Raw genomic sequence first — 20,062 nt, forward strand, 5'->3', positions numbered from 1 at the left:
ATCTATGCAGATAAACTGAGCAGCGGAGGCTAAAATGGTGGATATCCACGTCCTGGTTTCCATGATTGTCTGGACAGCATGCGGCTCGGCATTGCTGTTCGTGCTGATGTATGTTGATTCGCTCTTCACCCGGTACAATGATATGGAGGAAATGAGAAACGGGAATATGGCGGTGACCACCCGCCTTGTACTGAAGCTGCTAGGGCAGGCTTATATCATGGCTTCGTGTATTTCCTCATCCAGCAAGCTAAGTGAAGCTATGTTATTCTCCGTAATAACTTTTATCCTGCTGCTGATTCTGGATAGAACGGTTCGTTCTTTGCTGAGCAGATTCGGGAAGCTGGATCTGGATCACGGTGCGCAGCAAGGAAAGATCGGTTACGGATTATTCTCCGGTACATTGCATATCGCGGGCGCATTAATTATTTCAGCATTTCTATAATTGGTTTTGGGAGGACACTAGAATATGAGTATTTGGAAACGTATAGGAAATATTTTCTCGAAACCTGAGCCTCCGGCAGTTGAAAAAAGCATGCTGCAGCTGGCCCCAGGAGATATCTGTGAGGTCTCCCTTGTTACCTATGAGGTAACGGGCAGAACCCATAACCGCGGACGTAATGCGGTTGTACTGACCTTGCGTGACGGAAGCCGTATTAGCTATCTGCACATTGAAGAGCGGGAGCAGACTCAATATAGTTTGTACAGACCGATTGATGGCCGATTGGATAATCCTGCCGAAGTTCCTGCTACGATTGAACTGGATGAGCATACGTACTATTTGGAAGAAGAGTATGATGGATACGTTGTTTCAGTCGGTCAAACTCCCTTTATGAATGGTGGAGACCAGCATGTCTGGCAGTATCAAAGTGATGATTTCGCCTTGCTGCGGATTGAATGGCAGAATGGACGCTTTATGCTGTATGAAGGAGAAAAAGTAATTACGGGCGATGTGCGGGTAATTCGGGGCAATTGATTTTTGGTTATTTATGAGGAGGAGCAAGCCATGAGTGACGGAAATGAACAAGCCGGTGAGTCACAATCATTTGTAAAAGGTATAGTCAAAGGATTCTTTTACAGTTCTCCATTTGATCCCGATATGACTGAGAAAAAGGCAGAAGATATTGCAGGAGTCTCAACCAAACAGGTGCTCGATCATATAACCGGTAAAGACAAAATGACTCCTAAAGAGATTGAGGAAGTCAAACGCAGCTTTAAATATATGCCCTGAAGTAAATAAATGATGATCTGCTGACGGCAAGGCGCGGGCTGCTTGAACAGGAAATAAAACGAAATGAAACGAAATAGGAGAGCTGCTTCTCACCCGAAGCGGCTTTTTTGTCGTTTGCGGATAGTACAAATGTTCTATGCAGCAGAGATACGCCTAAATAAAATATTTTATATAGTGAAACTAAGATTCTTATTCACTGCATTGACGAAATCCTAATCCCGCAAGGGATTCCTTAAACAGCTGCCCATCATTCTCAAGAAAAGCTTATATAGTGCTAATATCCTGTTTTTAACAAAATGATATTTATACTCTAATAATTGAGTTTATAGTACCGATAATGAATCTGGAGCAGTTAAATCTTATAAAACCTACTGCTTAACCAAAGAAAAAAGGAGATAATTTATGAAACAAATGGTTGGGAGAAAGCGGAGATCCCACCTTGTGTGGATGAATCTTATTACGGTATTACTGCTGATTATCGGTAGCGTGCCCGGTGTGCCTCCAACAGTGGCTAATGCAGAGGAAAGCGGGTATCTATTGTCCCAGAACAGACCGGTGTACGCATCATCTTCACTGGGTGGGGCCACACCAGATTTAGCAGTGGATGGAAGTAAGAACACCCGATGGGAAAGTGTCTGGAAGAAGGACCCGCAATGGCTTTATGTAGATTTAGGCGCTGTTGCCGCAGTATCAAGGGTATCAGTACAGTGGGAGAATGCCTATTCTACCGCTTTTGAAATTCAAGCATCGGTTGATGAGATCCACTGGAGCCCTATATACTCTACAACAAAGGGTAAGGGTGGAACGACCGACGTGAAAGTTTCTGCAAAAGCCCGATACATTCGTATACATAGTACTGAACGCGCGCAGAAGTCCTATGGTGTCTCCATTTGGGAGTTCGAGGTTTACGGAACTGGCGGCGTTAGTACACCTCCCAAGCCGGAGGCTGTAAACCTGGCATTAGGGAAGCCGGTAATCGCCTCCTCCATAGAGATTGATGAGCCTACCCGGTCGGCCGAGGATAAGGCCAAAATGAAAGAAAAAGATTATTTGGCACGGAATGCGACAGATGGGGATGCCAGTACCCGGTGGGCTTCTATTTTTACGGATACAGAGTCACTATATGTCGATTTGGGCCAAACCAGTGAATTGGGCAGTGTTGTATTGAGCTGGGAAGCTGCATATGGCCGTGCCTATGATATCCAGGTATCAGAGGATGCCAAGAGCTGGACCACGCTGTTCAGACAGTTGAACGGTTCAGGTGGGAAGGAAACTATCCCGCTATATGGCAAAGCGCGTTATGTGAAGATGTCCGGTATTGGACGCGGCAGCAGCAACGGCTACTCGCTGTATGAATTCGAGGTCCAAGCCTACCGTGAAGGCGATCTCAAGCCAACGTATAATATTCCGGATATTCCGGCAGCATCCGCAGTTCAGGTTGGGGCGGGGAGCTATGAGATCAATGACATCACCCAGCTGCAGCCCAAAAATCCCAAATACCGTACATCGGACATAGAAGGTCCCATCCCGTCCAATGACTGGTGGCAATCGATCCTCATCTCAAATCTGGGAGACGGGAACAGCCTCATTACCCTGCCGCTTAAGAACAGATATACCAAGCAGGGATTATCGATTCTGAATCCGGGAGCAGGGTTTGCATCATCGGATGGAGGCTCGATCGACGCAGACGGAGATCCGGATTTATATTTATCAGCCAATACTATCAACCCGGCAGGAATGCAGACGAAAATTTCGAGCTATGGCGATTATTCCGCAACGGTCATTCTAAGTGATGATGATACGGCCAAAATGAGTACCACTTTTGTAAAGGGCTCTCCATATCTGTACAATACCTTCGAGAATCCCGATGCAGTCATTCTCCAGTCACCTGCGATTACCCGTCTGTTCAATGACCAGAACGAGCCGGTTCTGCTGAATGACGGCGATATGGTGACTGCCGATCATATTGGAATCGAAGTGACCAATAAGGACAAGGCTCCGGTTCCACAGACGTTTATCCGCAGCTATGGTATTTTTACACCTGAGGGTACCGTGTTCATGAAGCTTGGCAATACGATCAAGATCAAGCTTGGCGGAGGTGAGGATTACTTATCTCTTGCCACTCTTCCAAGCTCTTCGGAGCTGCATGAGTTTTATCGACATGCCTATGCCTTTGTGTCCGGTACAGAGGTCAATTATAGCTTCGATCAGAAGAAGTCTATGGTAACGACGAATTTCCATACCAGCACGGAGCTGAAACGGTCCGGATTCTCCGGTGATACAATTATGGCGCTGCTGCCGCATCAGTGGAAAATCACGACTACTCCGCTTACGGAGCAGTCGTATCCGTCCATCCGCGGTGTCTTGAAGCTTGTGGAAGGCAATACATTCACAACCACTGACCGGTTCAACGGAATCATCCCACAGTTTGTAGAGCCTGGGGATTCCACTTACTCCCGTGCACAACTGATTGCCTATCTGGATCAGCTGGATGCGGATTTGGCCGGGAATCTAATGATTGCTGATCCGTACTGGCAGGGAAAAAAGCTGCATCCGCTAGCTCTGGCGGTCCTGATTAGCGATCAGTTGGGGGATGATGAACGCAAAGCGCACTATCTGGCGAATCTGAAGACTATTTTGACGGACTGGTATACCTATTCACCGGATGAGCAACTTCATTCGTATTATTTCCACTACTCGCAGGAATGGGGCGCATTGTTCCCGTACTCCAGCGGCTTTGGAGTGAACACCGGTCTTACTGACCATCATTTTACTTACGGATACTATATCTTTGCATCGGCAGTGCTTGCCACCTACGACAAGGAATTTCTCGCCGATTATGGCGATATGGTGGAAATGCTGATCCGCGACTATGCGAATCCGTCCAAGAGAGATGGCGAGTTCCCGTGGATGCGTAATTTTGACCCGTACGAGGGGCATTCCTGGGCCGGCGGCTATGCGGATAACCGCAGCGGCAACAACCAGGAAGCTGCCGGTGAAGCGTTGTTCAGCTGGGTTGGTGAATATATATGGGGTCTCGTTACCGGCAACGACGCTTACCGCGACGCGGGCATCTGGGGCTTCACCACGGAGGTAAAGGCAGTCGAGCAGTACTGGTTCAACTATGATCATGACAACTGGGTGGAAGGTTACAACCATGCGGTAGTCGGGCAGGTCTATGGAAGCGCCTATCTGTTCGGGACCTTCTTCTCTGGTGATCCGCAGTGTATATATGGCATCCATTGGTTGCCGCCTGCTGAATGGATGACTTATTATGGCCGCGAGCCGGAAAATGCTGCAAATTTGTATGCGGGCCTGATCAAGGACCTGGGCAAGAAAGAGGATGCTTGGCAGCATATCATCTGGCCGTTTGAATCGATCAGTGATCCGCAGGCTGTACTGGAGAAATGGGATACTACAAATATGCAGCAGAATGAAGCCTTCAATGCCTATTGGTTCGTTCACAGCATGGCGTCCCTGGGTAACCGTACTACTGAGATCTGGGCGGATAATCCTGCAGTTACCGTCTATAAAAAAGCAGACAGCTACACCGCGCAAATCTGGAATCCCTCTGATAGTGATGTTACGGTTCATTTCTACAATGCGGCAGGTGTTCTCGGCTCCGCGAAAGTATATAGCCAAGCACAAGTATCTGTCGATCCTCTAAAACATACCGTTCTGGAGGCCCCTGACCTATCCGGTGCAGTTCAGTATCTTGATCGTACCCAGTGGCAGGTGACCACATCTGCAAGTTCTGAGCCAGTTAAGAATCTGGTTGATGGAAAACTAAATACCCGCTGGTCTTCCGGCCGGACCCAGCGCCCGGGAGATGTACTCCAGATTAATCTGGGTTCCGAGCAGACCTTCGACACGCTGTTCATGAATTCCGGCACGAGCTATGGCGATTATGCGCATGGTTATGAAATCACTGTCTCCCGTGACGGGGAGAATTGGGGAGAGGCCATCGCAGCGGGAGGAGGCACTTCTCCGAGTGTGGTGGTATCTCTGCCCGCCCAAACCGCGCAATATATCAGAATTACATTGACCTCTTCTTTGGACAGCTGGTGGTCTATTGCCGAACTGAAGGTGGCCAAATTCGGCAAAGGATTAACTGAGACACCAGAGGATACACTGGAGGACCGTTCACGCTGGAAGGTTGCGGCTACATCCTCTTATGCCTCTGACCTTCCGAAGAATATTCTGGATGGAAATGGGGCTACCTTATGGAGCAGTGGCCGTAAGCAGACCTCAGGGCAATGGATCCAGGTGGATCTGGGTTCCAAGCAGCGCTTTGACTCCATCGTTATGAATCCGGGTAATTCCGCTGATGACTATCCGCGAAGCTACAAGGTATATGTCTCTAGTGACGGGGTGGTTTGGGGCAACCCTGTAGCTGCCGGCCAAGGGAAGCCGGGTACGATGAATATTAGCTTCCCGGTTCAAACCGGACGATATGTTAAGCTGGTTCAGACCGGTGAAGCTGACAAATGGTGGTCCGTCGCCGAGCTGTACATCCATAATTACGGCAACGGGAAGCAAAAGCTTCTCGAACCGCAGTCATGGACATTGACGGCCTCCTCTACAGCCGGAGGAGAAACTGTAAACGCCATGCTGGACGGCAGTCTGGCTACCCGCTGGTCCAGCGGCCGTGAACAACAGCCGGGGCAATGGATTCAGCTTGATCTGGGTCGTGCGCAGGCCATCGACCAGCTTGTCATGGACAGCGGAAGCAATCATGATGATTACGCGCATGGATACGAAATTTATGTATCAGCCGATGGCGAACACTGGGGCACCCCGGTAGCTGCGGGTAAGGGTACAAGCTCAGTAGTAACTGCAGCCTTCCCGCTGCAGACGGTCCGTTATGTCAAGGTGATACTGACCGCCGCTGATTCGCACTGGTGGTCTGTTTCGGGACTGTCCCTCTATACAGCCGATGAAGATCAGAGTCTTCCGGTGGCAGGAGCCGGTGAACCGCTTGCACTTGACCGTTCTACATGGAACGTAATTGACTCCACCCACGGAATGGGAACGTCAACTCTGGAGATGCTGGATGCAGACAAGAACAGCCGTTGGACCACCAGTACTCCGCAGGCAGCGGGCCAGTGGATTCAACTGGATCTGGGCAGCCAACAGCAGTTCCGTGAGCTGGTTATGGATTCGGGAGGCAGTGAGAACGATTATGCCAGGGGATATCAGGTGCTGGTCTCCGAGAGTGGAACTGAGTGGAGGATGATTGCAGAAGAAAAGGGTGCTTCATCCCTTATCCGGTCTGCCTTCCCGGTACAAACCGCACGATATGTCAGACTCGTGCTTACCGAAGCGGCACCCCAGTGGTGGTGGTCGGTCTCCGAACTGAATCTGTATATGTGAGATTATAGGAGCAATTGAATATATAAAAGGCAATTGTATGCTACTCTCGTACGGTCCGACGGATTCAGCGTTGCTCCGGCTATTTAAAGCGAGGAACAGAGTTACAAGATTGTTCCTATGGGGTTTTTATAAAGTTGGAGGATGTTCTTATGCGTATGCATAGGGACATCCTCTTGTTTAGTTTCAGCCGAATAGGGTTCTCTAAAGAAGCAAACTCGCAGATTCTTGGTTATAATAGGTTATTATGCGAGTGTAAATAGATTATATTGATTCTAATACAGAAATGAGGCAATGATCCATGACTAGCAAAGAGAATGTACTTGATGAGAAATTTCAGCGCAGGGCCCTTCAGGTTAAAGAAGCTCAGGCCAAAGTGACTGAGTATGCCAAGCCGCTAGCTATGGAAAGTGTACCCCTCTCGGCATGTGCAGGACGGTATTTAGCCGAAGCGGTCATTGCACCACATCCATTTCCCGCTTTTGATAGGTCTGGAATGGACGGTTATGCGCTGATTGCTGAAGATATAAGGAACGCTAGCAAAGATCAGTTGGTTTGGCTTAAAGTTGTAGATCATATTCCCTGTGGCTTCGTTTCAATGAAGAATATTACATCCGGGCAAGCGGCAAGGATTATGACGGGGGCACAGCTCCCCGAGGGTGCGGATACAGTGGTTATGATCGAAGCCACAGAAACACGGGTTATGGATGAAGTCACATATGTTGGTATCCGTAAAGCTCAGGAAGCCGGACGGAATATCACTCCGCGCGGAATGGAACTTAGCGGAGGAGAAGTGATATTGCCAGAAGGAGGCCGTATTACTGCTGGAGAAATCGCTGTACTAGCCGCTTTTGGCGTATCATCAGTGAAGGTACATAGACGGCCTAAAGTGGGTATTTTTGCTACGGGATCTGAACTTCTTGAAGTAAATGAACCGCTTCAACCGGGGAAAATCCGCAACAGTAATTCGCCGATGCTGGAGACACTCGTATTGGAAGCAGGTGGTGAACCGGTGATGCTTGGCGCCATCGCAGATGATCTGAACCTGGCCCGCAGTAAAGTGCAGATGGCACTTGAGGCATACGACATGGTTATTACTACGGGGGGAGTATCCGTAGGAGACTATGATATTATGGGTGATCTGGTGCGTGAACAGAGCGGCAGCATGCTCTTCAACAAGGTAACTATGCGCCCAGGTAGTGTGACAACAGCTGCGGTCCGTGGAGGTAAGCAACTATTAGCCTTATCCGGTAACCCGGGTGCTTGCTTTGTAGGATTTCAATTGTTCGCAAGACCGGTGATTGGCATCATGCAGGGGGCAGCGAAGCCCTTCTTACCGGAGTGGACCGCAACTTTGGGACAGGATTACATGAAAGTAAATAACTATACTCGGTATGTCCGGGCACGGCTGGAGATCAATGAAGGCAGACTTGTAGCTTATCCTGCCGCCATTGATGAATCTTCCGTTATGGTTACAATTAAGGACAGTAATTGCCTGATTGTTGTGCCACCGGAAGAGCGGGGGCTTAGCGCCGGTTCTTTGGTTACTGTAATTAAACTGCCTGGAGAAATTTCAGGATAAAGGTATTTCAGAACGGTCAAGGAGTGTGCCAGGTGACAAGAATCATAAGGAATAACTTGGTTTCCAGTAGAAAGAACCCCAGGGGAGAGAAGCGCAGATCCACACGCAGGTTTCATCACGTTCAAGTCACACAAGGAGTAGACCGGCATGCTCCAGTTAGCTTGACTGGCCCATCGGTGTGGCAAATTGTCGGTTACAAAAACAGCGGGAAAACGACGATGATTTGTAGCATAATTCCACAGCTTAAAGCAAAAGGGTACACGGTAGCCGTGATCAAACACGATCATCATAACTTTGATATGGATCATCCCCACACGGACACTTGGCAGCATAAAGAGGCGGGAGCCGCTGCAGTTGCCATTACTAATAAATCCCGGACGGCGCGGATCGAAGAGAAGGAGACGTCACTATGGCAGTTGGTGAAGGATTTTGCAGGGTATGACTATATTTTGGTCGAAGGGTTCAAGGAAGAACTATATCCTAAAATTGTCTTGATACGCCATCCAGAAGACCTGAAACTTCTTTCGTTAAGCACCATTTCGGCAGTTAGCCTGTGGCAGGAGGCGGCCGACCTCGAAAGCTTGCCGGACTCACCATCGATTCCGCGTTTCGGTATTGATGAAACCGCAGCGATTGTGGAATATATGTGCCAACAACGATATTCATTTCCTGTTTTCAACATGTGAAAAATTCACAATAGAAATCCCAACGATCAGCAGATTATATACTCCATGCGTCTTCAAACCCATTTAGTCAAAAAGGGCGGTCCCTGACGCTCAACGAAGCGTTTGAGTCCGCCCATAAAAGGCATATTAAGTCTAAATTAAGAGTCCAAGCGGCGCTCAATGGCATCCGACATTGTTTTGTCGGTCAGATGTGCATAAACCTCGGTTGTCTCCGTTGAAGCATGACCAAGCTGCTCTTTCGTCTTATAGATATCGTTCTGCAGATAATAATCGGTCGCGAAGGAGTGCCGGAGCTTATGCACTGTAAGGTAAGGTTTGCCGAAACGTTTGGCGTATTTGATGATCATCTCCTGAATGGCCCGTTTCGTCATTCTTTTGCCTTCAGTATGACCGTTGGGCAGAGCGATAAATAATGCTTTTTCCTTCTTTGGCGTCTTATAACGGGTTTGACGTAGGCTCAGGTACAGCGACAGATCATCTTTGGCCTGTTCGCGAAAGTATACAGGTGTTTTGAACGTCTCATCGTTGTGGCCTTTGCGGAATACATATAACAGCTTATTATTGAAATCAAGATCATCCACATTGAGATTTACGACCTCTGACACCCGAAGACCGGAGTTTAGGATAAGACTGGCGATACAGGCATCGCGTTCCCGGTTCAGTTGAAAGGAATACAGCGCCTGCTTGTTCTTCTGAACATCTACTCCGTACCCTTCAAGGATGTAGCCCACAAATTCGAGCAGTTCTTCTTCCTCCAGAATCTTGCCTTTTAGTTTCGCAGCAGTATCCTTTGGTTTATGGATCCGTTTGATCTCCACTTTAGCCATAATATTGCGTTTCAACAGTGGATAGAAATTCTCATCCTCAGCAATCTGGCTCAGATAATGAAATAGTGAACGTAGTGCTGATAGCTTACGGGAGACGGTGATTTTTGTATTGGCGTTCTCGATGCGGGTCATGAGATGAAGCCTGTAGGACACTATGCTGTCCATATGCAGAACCTCGAGGTCCTGAAGACTAATCTCAACATTGCTCGAAGCTTGTGTCAGTCCCTCAGCACGAAGCCAGCCCAAAAAAGACTCATAATCTCTAATATATTCAAGAAGTGTAGAAGGGGAGAGGTCTGGTAGCTTGTAATCAATGAACTGCTGTATATACCAGGGCATGTTCGGAAGCTTAATCTCCAGCTGAAGTCGGTCGTGGTTCTTTTGTATGCTCATGGGATTCACCTTTTCATTTTGCTCTATTCTTCCGTATTATTTTATCATGATTTGAACTGCTAGAATATTTTGCCGAAATATTTAATCTTTTTTGATTCAGCGTGTAGTAAATGTTAAAGTTATTTTTAGTGAAATCAATCACGGCATAGACAGAGGTGAACCATGGAGCTTAAAATTGAACTGGTTCCGAAGGAACGGAAGCAAATTATCAGCAACCTGATGCAGTTTTATCTATACGACTTTACCCGCTTTTTGAATATTGATGTAGACCAGGAGGGGGTATTTCCGTCGTATCCGGGCCTTGAAGCCTACTGGGCCAGCGGAAGCAACAAGATGCCATACTTGTTCCTTGCGGACGGGAACTACGCCGGCTTCGCGTTGGTGGACAGGCTACTCCATAATTCGGAGGGACAGTTTTATATGTGTGAGTTTTTTGTGATGTCCAAATACCGCCGCACTGGCCTCGGCACTTGGGCCGCCCATACTCTTTTTGAAATGTACCCCGGTGATTGGAAGGTTTCGCAGATCCGGGCGAACACGCCAGCAATAGATTTCTGGCACCGGGTAATTGGAAGCTATACGGATGGCGCTTATCAAGAGAGATTTAATCCGCCGCAAGGCAACCCGAGTCAATATTTCAACACATTAAATAATAATAGAATTAAATAAAAGGAGAGTTGTTATGGATCATAATCAATTTTCTGCAATCGGCCACTCCCGCCAGAAATTTAATAATCCGATGTCTGAGGCTAAGCTAGTCCATACTCTGTCGCTGCTGCAGCTAAAGCCGGGAGCGCGGGTTTTAGAAATCGGGGCAGGGCAAGGCGAGCTGGCAAGAAGATTAGTACATATGTATGATACAGCTGTTGATGCAGTTGAGAACAGTGCCTATGCGATTGAAGAGGCGCATAAGCGGACTTCCCAGCAGTCGCCGGAATCCCGTATTCATTTCATTGAAGAAGATGCAGGCACGTACCTTGCAACGGTCGAGAATGGAACTTATGATGCGGCGATTTGTATTGCTTCGACACATGCACTAGAGAGTATGGCCAATACATTAAGTCTCTTTTCCAAGGCGGTTCGTCCGGGTGGCAGCATTCTGATCGGCGACGGGTACTGGAAGAAGAAACCGGATGCTTCCTACCTAGGTGCGCTAGGCTCGGAAGAAAATGAACTTCGGCATTATGACACTACGGTTCTGCTTGGAGAGCGATATGGCTTAACTCCACTTTGGTCGACCGTTGCCAGTGAAGATGACTGGGACCGGTTTGAATGGAATTACAGCCTGTCCATCGAGCAATATTGCCAGGATCATCCTGATGATCCGTCCGTCCCTGAAATGCGGGAGAACATACGCAATTGGCGCCGCACTTATTTAACTTGGGGCCGGGATACGCTCGGATTTGGGCTGTTCCTATACCGGAACAACTAAGTTAAGGGCTTACTAATCCGGAAGAGCACAATCAGTCCTGAATCGCAACTATTACCGATTACCAGCGTCTGGTAATTGAGGTGATTAATCAATGAATACGCATAGGAAGATCATTGCTGCTGGAGTTTTGGTGTTGGCAGTCTCTGCTGGCAGCGGCTGCACTCCAAACTCCAATGGTGCGGATCAGGATAACAAAGAACCTGCTATCCTTTCTGTCTCACCCTCGCTAGTTCCCAAGGTTACAACAACGCCTATGCCTGAAGCTACGGTAACTGCTACTCCTCAGGCTAAATCCTTGAGTCTCATCGGGCAGGAGATTCCAGTCTATGACGGGAGCGGACGCGGCTTTACCGTTGCCGGCAAAGAAGAAAATGCCGATTTCAGATCCCATAAAGAGCTGCCGCTTGGACTCTTCATCCCGGAGTCGCTGATGCGTATGGAATTGAACGGCAGTACCGCATGGGGCTTAGACGATAAACGTAATTACATAACCCTATTAGATGCGGATAAGTCGGCTGATCCATCAAAGATCACGGGCAAAGACAGTTCTTTAAGCAAGTATAGGGAGTATTCCGGATTCTTTGCAGATGGGGAAGGAAGAGTGGATATATTCAAGTTTCAGGTTAATGAACATGCTTACCTGGCCGAAATTCGAACCACAGCAGATCTCCGGGAAGAGATGCTGCCACTATTTACTACCATGCTTGCAAATATACAGTACATGGAGAAGAGAGAACCTCTGATTGCCGGAGTATTCATTCAAGATCCTAAGGTGGGGAATAGTAGGGAGGAGCAGCAAAGTCTTAAAGTCGCCATGCTGTGCCTGAAGGCCATCGCTGCAAAAGATATGGATCAGTTCAATTCGACACTATATGCTCCTGGAGCAGCAAATAATATGAGTTATTGGGTAGATAACACAAATACCTACCGATTTATTAAACTTACCTCTGCGTTTAATCCAGAGAACCCTAAGCGGGTTATATACTACGTTGAATATGAGTTTATGAATGCAGAAGGATATTACAGGGTGAACTCCATCGGGATGCCTGTGTTGCTGAACAAGCAGGGTGAGTGGAAGGTAGCTGATTTAGACTGAAATAGGTGTATTGCTGCATGGTATTAACTGTGCTATAATTTGCACATTAAATTGAAATGGAGGCATGACGACTATGGCGGCGATCAAACGGTTTGGATTTGGAGTGCAGGCATTGATTATACTCGCTTCAAATACGGGTCAATGCTCCAGTGAAGAGATAGCATCCCATATCAATTGTGAGCCGACTGCGCTACGGAAGATACTGGTCCGGCTTACGGAGACCGGATTGATTAAGGTGAAGCAGGGCAGAGGCGGAGGATATACTTTAGCGAAACAACCAAAAGATATAGCATTAGTAGAAGTCTATCATGCAGTTCTTGATGAGAGCCCGCAGTGGCTCCGGATGCTGGATACGACCGGTGACCATTTGTTCGGGACGAAGATGCGCGAGTCCTTCGGTAAGATCATGAACGATATCCATGGTCAGATAGATCTTGTGCTTCAATCCTATACCATAGCAGATTTAATAGAGTAATTTTTTGACTTAAACTGTGCTAAAATATGCACAATAAATCACGAGTGAAATCAAAGGAGTGTAATGATGAGAATCAAATGGTATGGACATTCATCGTTTTACATTACGTCTGAGCTGGGGACTACGATACTGATCGATCCATATGGCCGCAAATTCCTTGGATACCATATGCCGGAAGTGAGTGCGAATATTGTTGCCGTTACCCATGAGCACCGAGATCACAATCAAGTTCACATTGTAAAAGGTGATTATGAGCTGTTGAACCAAGCAGGCAGTTTTTGCGTTAAGGAAATTGAAATCAAAGGGATTCCAACCTTTCACGATAACGTAGGGGGTGCGAAGAAAGGTAATAACCTGGTTTTTGTCTTTACTATAGACGGACTTACGTTGTGCCATTGCGGCGATTTAGGGCATCTGCTTACACCTGAACAGTTGAACGAGATCGGAGATGTAGATGTTCTTATGCTGCCTATCGGAGGGGGCCGGACACTAGGCGGAGTGCAGGCGGCTGAAGTCAGAAACCAGCTGCGTCCTGCCATTGTCATTCCGATGCATTACCGGACAAAAGCCCTGGGGATCGCGGGCAGATTCTTTTTCGAAAATGAGCATGGATTTATTAAGGCCACTGGACTTCCAAGGTTGGAGGTAGAAGAGCTTGTGGTTACAAGGGAATCGCTTCCGGATTCTGCTAAGGTCGTAACATTGAATTATCAGTAATATGTAATTTTATGCGAAAAATGGAGATTGGCTTTGAACTAAGTAGACATAATAAATGTTATGTTAACTTATTGATTTTGCAGAATGAAAATAGGTAAATTAAGGATTGACTGATAACACCATAAGAGTTATATTAAACACTGTTCAATAGATTGAACGGTGTTATTTTTTGCGACGAGGAGTGACTTTATGACCAAAGAGGACAAAAAAGAACGTGAACGCGAAGAGATGCGGCGTTTAATTATAGAGACTGCAGGGGATTTCATTGCTGTGGATGGTATTGAGAAGCTGTCCATTCGTAAACTCGCCCGTCAAATCGGGTATTCACCGGGTATTATCTATCATTATTTTGAGGGAAAAGAAGAAATTATTGAGCAAGTGCTGCAAAAAGGGTACCAAGAGATGGTGTCGGGCATACGTTCTGCACAGCACGAGCTGCCAGTAAGCCAGCCTGATGAGATTTTAAAGGGATCCCTGCTGCAGTTTATTCGGGGAGCATTGGCGCAAGGGTCACAGTACAGGAATGTGATGCTAAATGATTCACCGGCGGTTCTTAGCCAGACTTCCGTATTGTTCAAGGGAGCCGCACTGGAGCGTAATGCACTAGGCATGTTATGCAGGACACTGAAATTATATCCGCATCTGCAGAATCAGGATGAGACATACATTGAACGGACGGCACAGATCATCTGGAGCTCAGCTTTTGGCCTGATTATGCGACTATCGGTGGAACATGACTTGCCCGACGAGCAGCGTGAAGCGCTGGTCTCACACTACCTGGACAGTATGGTGAAGCTTGCTGGTTGCATTTGATGGTCATGGGAAGATTTTGAGAGGGGGAACGTGGGAATGAAGCATTTGAAGAGAGTTGTTGCCTTATGTATTCTGATCATCGTATTAGCGGCTTTGGCATCAGGGTACGGACTATTCTCAAATGCTGGGGAAGGCGAATACATCTACACATCCATTCGGGGGGAGACAGTGCATATCTCGGGTGCAGGATTGTACGCCGATGAGTCGGTTTCCATGGCTACACAAGCCAAAGCGCAGGATGGTGTCACACTTTTTGCAGGGATTCCTCTGCTGATTGCCGCATTAATCATGACCTCCAAAGGGCTGGTAAAAGGGCGGCTGCTGCTCACGGGAACGCTGGGATATTTTCTGTACACGTACGCCTCCTACTGTTTTCTTGCCATGTATAACTCCATGTTCCTGGTGTATGCAATGTTGTTCTCAGCTTCGTTTTTCGGGTTTGTGCTGTGTATGCTTTCTTTCGAGAGAGATCGTATGGATAAGGTATTCAAGGATACTTTTCCTGCTAAGTCTACTGCAATTTACCTATGGGTTCTAGCCTTTATGATTGCCATGCTATGGCTCGGAAAAATCATTAAAACGCTCATTCAAGGATCGATTCCGGTCGGGCTGGAACATTACAGTACGCTGACGATTCAGGCCTTGGATCTTGCTATAATCGTACCTACGGCGGTAACGGCTGGCTGGATGTCAATCCGCAGAAAGTCCAGTGGTTATTTACTGGGGGCGGTGATTATCCTCAAGGGTGTTACCCTGTTAACGGCCATCTCAGCCATGCTTGGAGCTATGCTCTATACGGGCACAAAAGTTTCCTTGATAGAACTCATTCTGTTTCCAGCTTTTAACGTGTGGATTGTGTGGTGGATGTTCGTACTATTGAAGCACGTTCGGGAGCCGGAAGCAGATAGAATATGAAAGGGGAGTGCGTGAGAATGAAGACCATTATAGTTTATACTTCGAAATACGGCTGTACGGAGAAAGCAGCTCTGCTGCTAAAATCCAAAATGGGGGGCGATGCGGACGTTGTGAAACTTAGCCGAACCCAGGAGCCTGAAATCAGGGGATATGACACCGTAATTCTGGGCGGATCCATCTACTACGGGAAAATACAGAAGGAAATGACGGCATTCGTAGACAAGAAAAAGTCTGAGTTAGCGGGCAAAAGACTTGGTTTGTTCGTATGCGCTGGAATGAAGGGTGATCAGGCTGCACAGGAGCTGCATACAGCATTTCCGGTGGAACTGCTAATTCATGCGGAAGCAACCGAAGTATTTGGCGATGAATATGATTTCAGAAAGATGACCCTCATGGACAAAGTTATTCTGCGCGCGGTAAAAGGGAAAGAATTATCTCCGGGTCTGCATATGGATGCCATCGACCGTTTTGCCCAAATCATGAAGAACGGTGTTCCTCAACTTTAATTATTGTGCTAATTTCATCATATGAAAAATTCAGAATAGAAGATCAAATAACATTGAGTTCATTCTAGATCATACCTTCATATGCATCCAATTGTGATACCTACTCACATAAACAATGGTTTTAAAGGCCTGCTCCAGTCGGAAGCCTAAAGAAGCAGGCTTTTTTAGTGTTTAGAGACGCATCAGTCTCTGCTGCGCTTCCAGTGCAATAGATAAGGAATGACTGGCATGTTCAAGAGAGAGGATAGAACTCGAACCATCTTCAACACACTGAACCATGTGGCTCAGGCTCTTCTCATAGGGGTCTGCCGGAATCAATTCCAATTGTCTTTTGACTGAAGAGGTATACTCATCTAACGTGGCAGTAACTTCACCGTTCAGTTGATTAATCTCCTGGAATACAAGCTTTGCCGATTCAAAATAAGCCTCATATCCGACTGTAAATGGATAACCGGCTGGCATCTGTGATGATGATAAAATCTCGGCGAAAGTATCCTTGAGTTCGCAGGTGAGATGCACTATAGCCTGATCTTTATCTATTCCATGTGTCCCCCAGACCTGATAAGGAAGAGTAGAGCCAAACATCCAGACCATAAAATCCAGGTCATGAATCATTAAATTGGCCGTGATCTGATCGAGCCCCAAATTGCCCCAGAGAGGAGAGGTTTCTCTTCGCAAGGTAAACGATAAAAGCTTCCCATAGGTTCTGTTTCTGACCGACTCGTACAAATATTGATATGCGGGATCAAACTTTATGAACTGATTCACGAAAATACGCCGTGCATACTGCTCTTGAGCCAAGATCATCGCGTTCAGATCATCAGCATTTAAGCACACCGGAGTTTCGCACAACACATCTTTACCATTCTTCATAGCTTCGATTGCGTAGAACCGGTGGAGGTTGGAAGGCAGACAAATGTCAACCACTCCAATGTCCGGATCAAGCAGGATATCTTCAATCTTCGTCGTTACCTCCAAATTCAATTCTTTCTGCAGCTGTTGCAGCTTCTCAGGATTTCTACCATATACCACTACTTTACCGACTGTGCCCATGTTCGAGAATAACTTGGCATGATACGCTCCGAATCCTGTCCCGAGTACTCCAATATTCATCAGAATCCATCCTTTCCTTGGTTAATTCTAATGATATACTTGGATTGTTGACAACAGAGTGGCATGAATTATTCATGCTCGCTGATTTTATTTCACTATGGTTTATACCGGGGGGGATTATGTTGCGGCTGCACCGCTTAATGGCTATTTTGTTATTGCTGGAATCACGGGGGAAGCTGAGAGCCAGTGAACTCGCATCTGCTTTGGAGACATCCGTTCGCTCGATTTATCGAGATATTGATGTGCTATCAGAGAGCGGAATCCCGCTGCTTTCGACCCCAGGGCCTAATGGGGGCATCTCCTTAATGGAGGGATACACGGTGAATCTGAAGCAGCTTCATGGAGATGATGTGATCCAGCTGTATTTAACAGGTATGGGGATTTATTCTGGAGGAGGGAGCGACTCTGCCTTAAGGCTAAAGAATGCTCTCTTGAAGCTGGAAAAAACCTTGCCGCACGCTTATCAAAGCGATATCAGCAAGGCTAAAAAGAGATTTCTATTTGACGAGACACCATGGTGGAGCGAACGGCCTGCCGTACCTTTTCTTGAAGAAATCAGAACCGCACTATGGAGAACGGAGACAATCAAGGTCACGTACTGCAAAGTCACTCGCGATTGCTCTACACGTACTCTGGAGCCTTATGGACTTGTTGTGAAACAAATGGACTGGTACCTGATTGCCTATTGTCACGAGGCTGGCGACATACGAACCTTTAAATGCGAGAGAATCCAGTCTGTCGTGCACCTTAGTGAATTCTACGAGATTCCAGCAACCTTCTCTCTGGAGCAATACTGGCGCAGCCAGCAACTGATATTCAAGCAGTCACGAAGAGAAGAAGAGATGTATCCTGTAGTCATTAGAGCGGACAAGAACTATGAAAATATGCTGCAGACGCTTGAAGTTCTGGAGCTAAGCGATGATGGCGAAGGCTTTAGAGCAACGATTAACATGTACAGTTATGAAGATGCCTGTAAGCTGATTGCGCCTATTTTTGGACAAGCCGAAATCATAGGGCCGGAAGAAATGAGGTTTTTTGCAAAAGAAAGGTTGCTGTATCTTAGCCAGTTATACAATTAGGTAACATAATAATTATTATGTTACCTTGCTTGAGATCCTTTCTCCCGAGCCACGAGTCTTCTGTGAGCAGTGATCAGGAAAGGAAGCCCTAAGGCGGCGGTTAAAGACAGTGGAATAAAGACGGCAGGCCCATGTTGTGGGCCATAATGATCTAGCAACAGACCTCCGAAGATTGGAGCAATTACATTACCTAGGTTGTTAAATCCAATCGTTCCGAAGTATGTACCTTTCCATTCCGGCTTGGCGATCCGGTCAATCAGCATATCCATCATCGTGAAGAGCAGAACTTCACCAATGGTGAATAGCACCACACTGAACATCAGCAAGGCAATTCCTCCAGCCAAACCGAATAGAAGGAGACTTAGCGCCACGCAGGTATTTCCGAGTATGAGCGGCACGAGCGGTGGAAATTTACTTGCGGTGCGGACGATTGGATACTGCACAACCAGAACAGTTACGGCATTAAGCGATAGCATATAGGAGAAGACCTTGCCCCCATCGGTAAAAAGAGGATTCATGGCCAGATACTGAGCCAAGGTAGAACTGAAGTGACCGTAACCCAGCACGCAAAAAATGGTTCCGATGAGCACCGGAAGAAACACACGATCCCGTCCTGTTGTCGCAAGGGCAATTTTTAAACGAGGGGCAACGGCAGTTGACTTGCCGGGCAGGCTTTTATGGTGAACCTTGAACTGCATGAACAATACAATACCGTAAGCGACGTAGACGATTCCGGCGATGAGGAAAGGGAATGTTGACTTCGCCGAACCGAGCTGAAGACCAATAATTGGACCGAATACGACTCCCAGATTGACCGCTGCATACCTCAGGTTAAATACCAGGAGTTTATTGTCCGGTGGAGTGATATCTGATAGCAGTGCGCGAGACGTGGGTTCGAACACAGCGCGGCATAATCCATTAAGCGTATTGATCAGGAAGAACACCCATAAGTGCTGTGCAGCGGAGAAGCCAAAGAATACACTGGCCCAGCCAAATACAGAGACGAGCATGACGATTCTGCGGCCTACGACATCAGAAATATAACCACCATAGAAACTGACCATAACACCCGCCAGTGAGCTGACGGCAACTGTGAATCCGGTTTGTGTCGGTGAAGCGCCCAGAACTTGAGTAAGATAGATGGACAGAAAGGGAATGCTCATTGAGGTGACCAGACGGCCGAACATGGTTCCGATAATGATCGTCCAGGCCAAGGGGTGAATATGGCGTAAATGCTGATTCATAAATTCGGGGTTCTCCTTGTCTGCGTGATGGTTTGAACATAACATCTCTCATTCTATACGATTCCGAATCCACTGAATACCCCTGAATTCCAGTGCAACATGCATAAGAAACACTATTCCTAACCATGCTAAGGTAATCCTAGTGATATAGATGAAGGGAGAATTCTCTACTTATGAGCGAACATTACGATTCCAGTCTGCCGACTAATACCAACGTATCCCAAGCACAAGGCTCGGTGAACAAGCTGCATAATTCCATTTCTCAAGCGTTAAGCCATCCGAGTGAGCAGACGCTGGAGCAGGCCGAGAACAGTCTGCAACATACCAGACAAGCTATCCATCGGGCAAAAGTCCGGTCAGTTGACGGACAGGGTGTAGAGCTTGTGGAGGAAGCGTTGGCTGAGGAAGAGCAAAGATTTGGTTCGATTCCCGCAGACACTGAATAGATCACGAATCATTGAAGCAGCCTTACTTAATCATGATAAGCAAATCTTTTCGTGAAAATATGCAAATCTATTCGTGAATAAGATACCGTTTCCTTTTTGTGGTGAAGGGTATAATGTATAAGATGTGCTTTCTTCATAAG

19 protein-coding genes are annotated in these 20,062 nt (G+C 47.1%); 16 read left to right on the top strand and 3 right to left on the bottom strand.

Annotated features, from left to right (window positions below):
• Positions 1-34: 34 nt before the first annotated feature.
• The 6 genes from ACAN55_RS01305 (at position 35) to mobB (ending at position 8,866) form a co-directional block, all read left to right on the top strand.
• Positions 35-442 (top strand): DUF350 domain-containing protein, encoded by a 408-nt coding sequence (locus tag ACAN55_RS01305; RefSeq protein ID WP_379126994.1) that lies wholly within the window; start codon positions 35-37, stop codon positions 440-442.
• A 24-nt stretch (positions 443-466) separates the two neighbouring features.
• The gene (locus tag ACAN55_RS01310; RefSeq protein WP_379126996.1) at positions 467-973 is read left to right on the top strand and encodes a DUF4178 domain-containing protein; all 507 of its coding nucleotides are present in this window, start codon (positions 467-469) and stop codon (positions 971-973) included.
• Positions 974-1,003: 30 nt separating this feature from the next.
• Complete coding sequence (locus ACAN55_RS01315; protein ID WP_379126998.1) at positions 1,004-1,228, top strand: hypothetical protein; 225 nt, start codon at positions 1,004-1,006, stop codon at positions 1,226-1,228.
• 402 nt (positions 1,229-1,630) lie between these two features.
• Positions 1,631-6,601, top strand: a complete 4,971-nt coding sequence (locus ACAN55_RS01320) for a discoidin domain-containing protein (RefSeq protein ID WP_379127000.1) — start codon at positions 1,631-1,633, stop codon at positions 6,599-6,601.
• Between the two features lie 298 nt (positions 6,602-6,899).
• A complete protein-coding gene (locus ACAN55_RS01325; RefSeq protein WP_379127002.1) occupies positions 6,900-8,180 on the top strand; it encodes a molybdopterin molybdotransferase MoeA in 1,281 nt (426 codons plus the stop codon).
• A gap of 176 nt (positions 8,181-8,356) precedes the next feature.
• Entirely contained in the window at positions 8,357-8,866 is a 510-nt protein-coding gene (gene mobB / locus ACAN55_RS01330) for a molybdopterin-guanine dinucleotide biosynthesis protein B (protein WP_379127552.1), read from the top strand.
• A gap of 137 nt (positions 8,867-9,003) precedes the next feature.
• On the opposite strand, the gene xerS is transcribed toward mobB, so the two are convergent.
• Entirely contained in the window at positions 9,004-10,086 is a 1,083-nt protein-coding gene (xerS, locus tag ACAN55_RS01335) for a tyrosine recombinase XerS (RefSeq protein WP_379127004.1), read from the bottom strand.
• Between the two features lie 162 nt (positions 10,087-10,248).
• On the opposite strand from xerS, the gene ACAN55_RS01340 reads away from it, so the two are divergent.
• The 8 genes from ACAN55_RS01340 to ACAN55_RS01375 all read left to right on the top strand — a co-directional run bounded on the left by ACAN55_RS01340 (position 10,249) and on the right by ACAN55_RS01375 (position 16,040).
• Positions 10,249-10,755, top strand: a complete 507-nt coding sequence (locus ACAN55_RS01340; RefSeq protein WP_379127007.1) for a GNAT family N-acetyltransferase — start codon at positions 10,249-10,251, stop codon at positions 10,753-10,755.
• Positions 10,756-10,768: 13 nt separating this feature from the next.
• Positions 10,769-11,518 (top strand): SAM-dependent methyltransferase, encoded by a 750-nt coding sequence (locus ACAN55_RS01345; protein WP_379127009.1) that lies wholly within the window; start codon positions 10,769-10,771, stop codon positions 11,516-11,518.
• A gap of 91 nt (positions 11,519-11,609) precedes the next feature.
• Positions 11,610-12,614 (top strand): hypothetical protein, encoded by a 1,005-nt coding sequence (locus ACAN55_RS01350; RefSeq protein WP_379127011.1) that lies wholly within the window; start codon positions 11,610-11,612, stop codon positions 12,612-12,614.
• A 73-nt stretch (positions 12,615-12,687) separates the two neighbouring features.
• The gene (locus ACAN55_RS01355) at positions 12,688-13,089 is read left to right on the top strand and encodes an Rrf2 family transcriptional regulator (protein ID WP_379127013.1); all 402 of its coding nucleotides are present in this window, start codon (positions 12,688-12,690) and stop codon (positions 13,087-13,089) included.
• Positions 13,090-13,155: 66 nt separating this feature from the next.
• Complete coding sequence (locus ACAN55_RS01360; protein ID WP_379127015.1) at positions 13,156-13,806, top strand: MBL fold metallo-hydrolase; 651 nt, start codon at positions 13,156-13,158, stop codon at positions 13,804-13,806.
• A gap of 189 nt (positions 13,807-13,995) precedes the next feature.
• A complete protein-coding gene (locus tag ACAN55_RS01365; protein WP_379127017.1) occupies positions 13,996-14,619 on the top strand; it encodes a TetR/AcrR family transcriptional regulator in 624 nt (207 codons plus the stop codon).
• 36 nt (positions 14,620-14,655) lie between these two features.
• A complete protein-coding gene (locus ACAN55_RS01370) occupies positions 14,656-15,534 on the top strand; it encodes a hypothetical protein (RefSeq protein WP_379127019.1) in 879 nt (292 codons plus the stop codon).
• A gap of 17 nt (positions 15,535-15,551) precedes the next feature.
• A complete protein-coding gene (locus ACAN55_RS01375; RefSeq protein ID WP_379127021.1) occupies positions 15,552-16,040 on the top strand; it encodes a flavodoxin domain-containing protein in 489 nt (162 codons plus the stop codon).
• Between the two features lie 171 nt (positions 16,041-16,211).
• On the opposite strand, the gene ACAN55_RS01380 is transcribed toward ACAN55_RS01375, so the two are convergent.
• A complete protein-coding gene (locus tag ACAN55_RS01380) occupies positions 16,212-17,153 on the bottom strand; it encodes a Gfo/Idh/MocA family protein (protein ID WP_379127023.1) in 942 nt (313 codons plus the stop codon).
• A 140-nt stretch (positions 17,154-17,293) separates the two neighbouring features.
• Between ACAN55_RS01380 and ACAN55_RS01385 the strand changes: the two genes are divergently transcribed.
• Positions 17,294-18,232, top strand: a complete 939-nt coding sequence (locus tag ACAN55_RS01385) for a helix-turn-helix transcriptional regulator (protein ID WP_379127025.1) — start codon at positions 17,294-17,296, stop codon at positions 18,230-18,232.
• A gap of 20 nt (positions 18,233-18,252) precedes the next feature.
• Here ACAN55_RS01385 and ACAN55_RS01390 read toward each other — a convergent pair whose 3' ends face one another.
• A complete protein-coding gene (locus ACAN55_RS01390; RefSeq protein WP_379127027.1) occupies positions 18,253-19,476 on the bottom strand; it encodes an MDR family MFS transporter in 1,224 nt (407 codons plus the stop codon).
• Positions 19,477-19,649: 173 nt separating this feature from the next.
• Between ACAN55_RS01390 and ACAN55_RS01395 the strand changes: the two genes are divergently transcribed.
• Entirely contained in the window at positions 19,650-19,922 is a 273-nt protein-coding gene (locus tag ACAN55_RS01395) for a hypothetical protein (protein ID WP_379127030.1), read from the top strand.
• Positions 19,923-20,062: the final 140 nt, after the last annotated feature.

It is taken from the genome of Paenibacillus oryziterrae (genome assembly GCF_042610485.1).
Taxonomy (GTDB): domain Bacteria; phylum Bacillota; class Bacilli; order Paenibacillales; family Paenibacillaceae; genus Paenibacillus_AQ.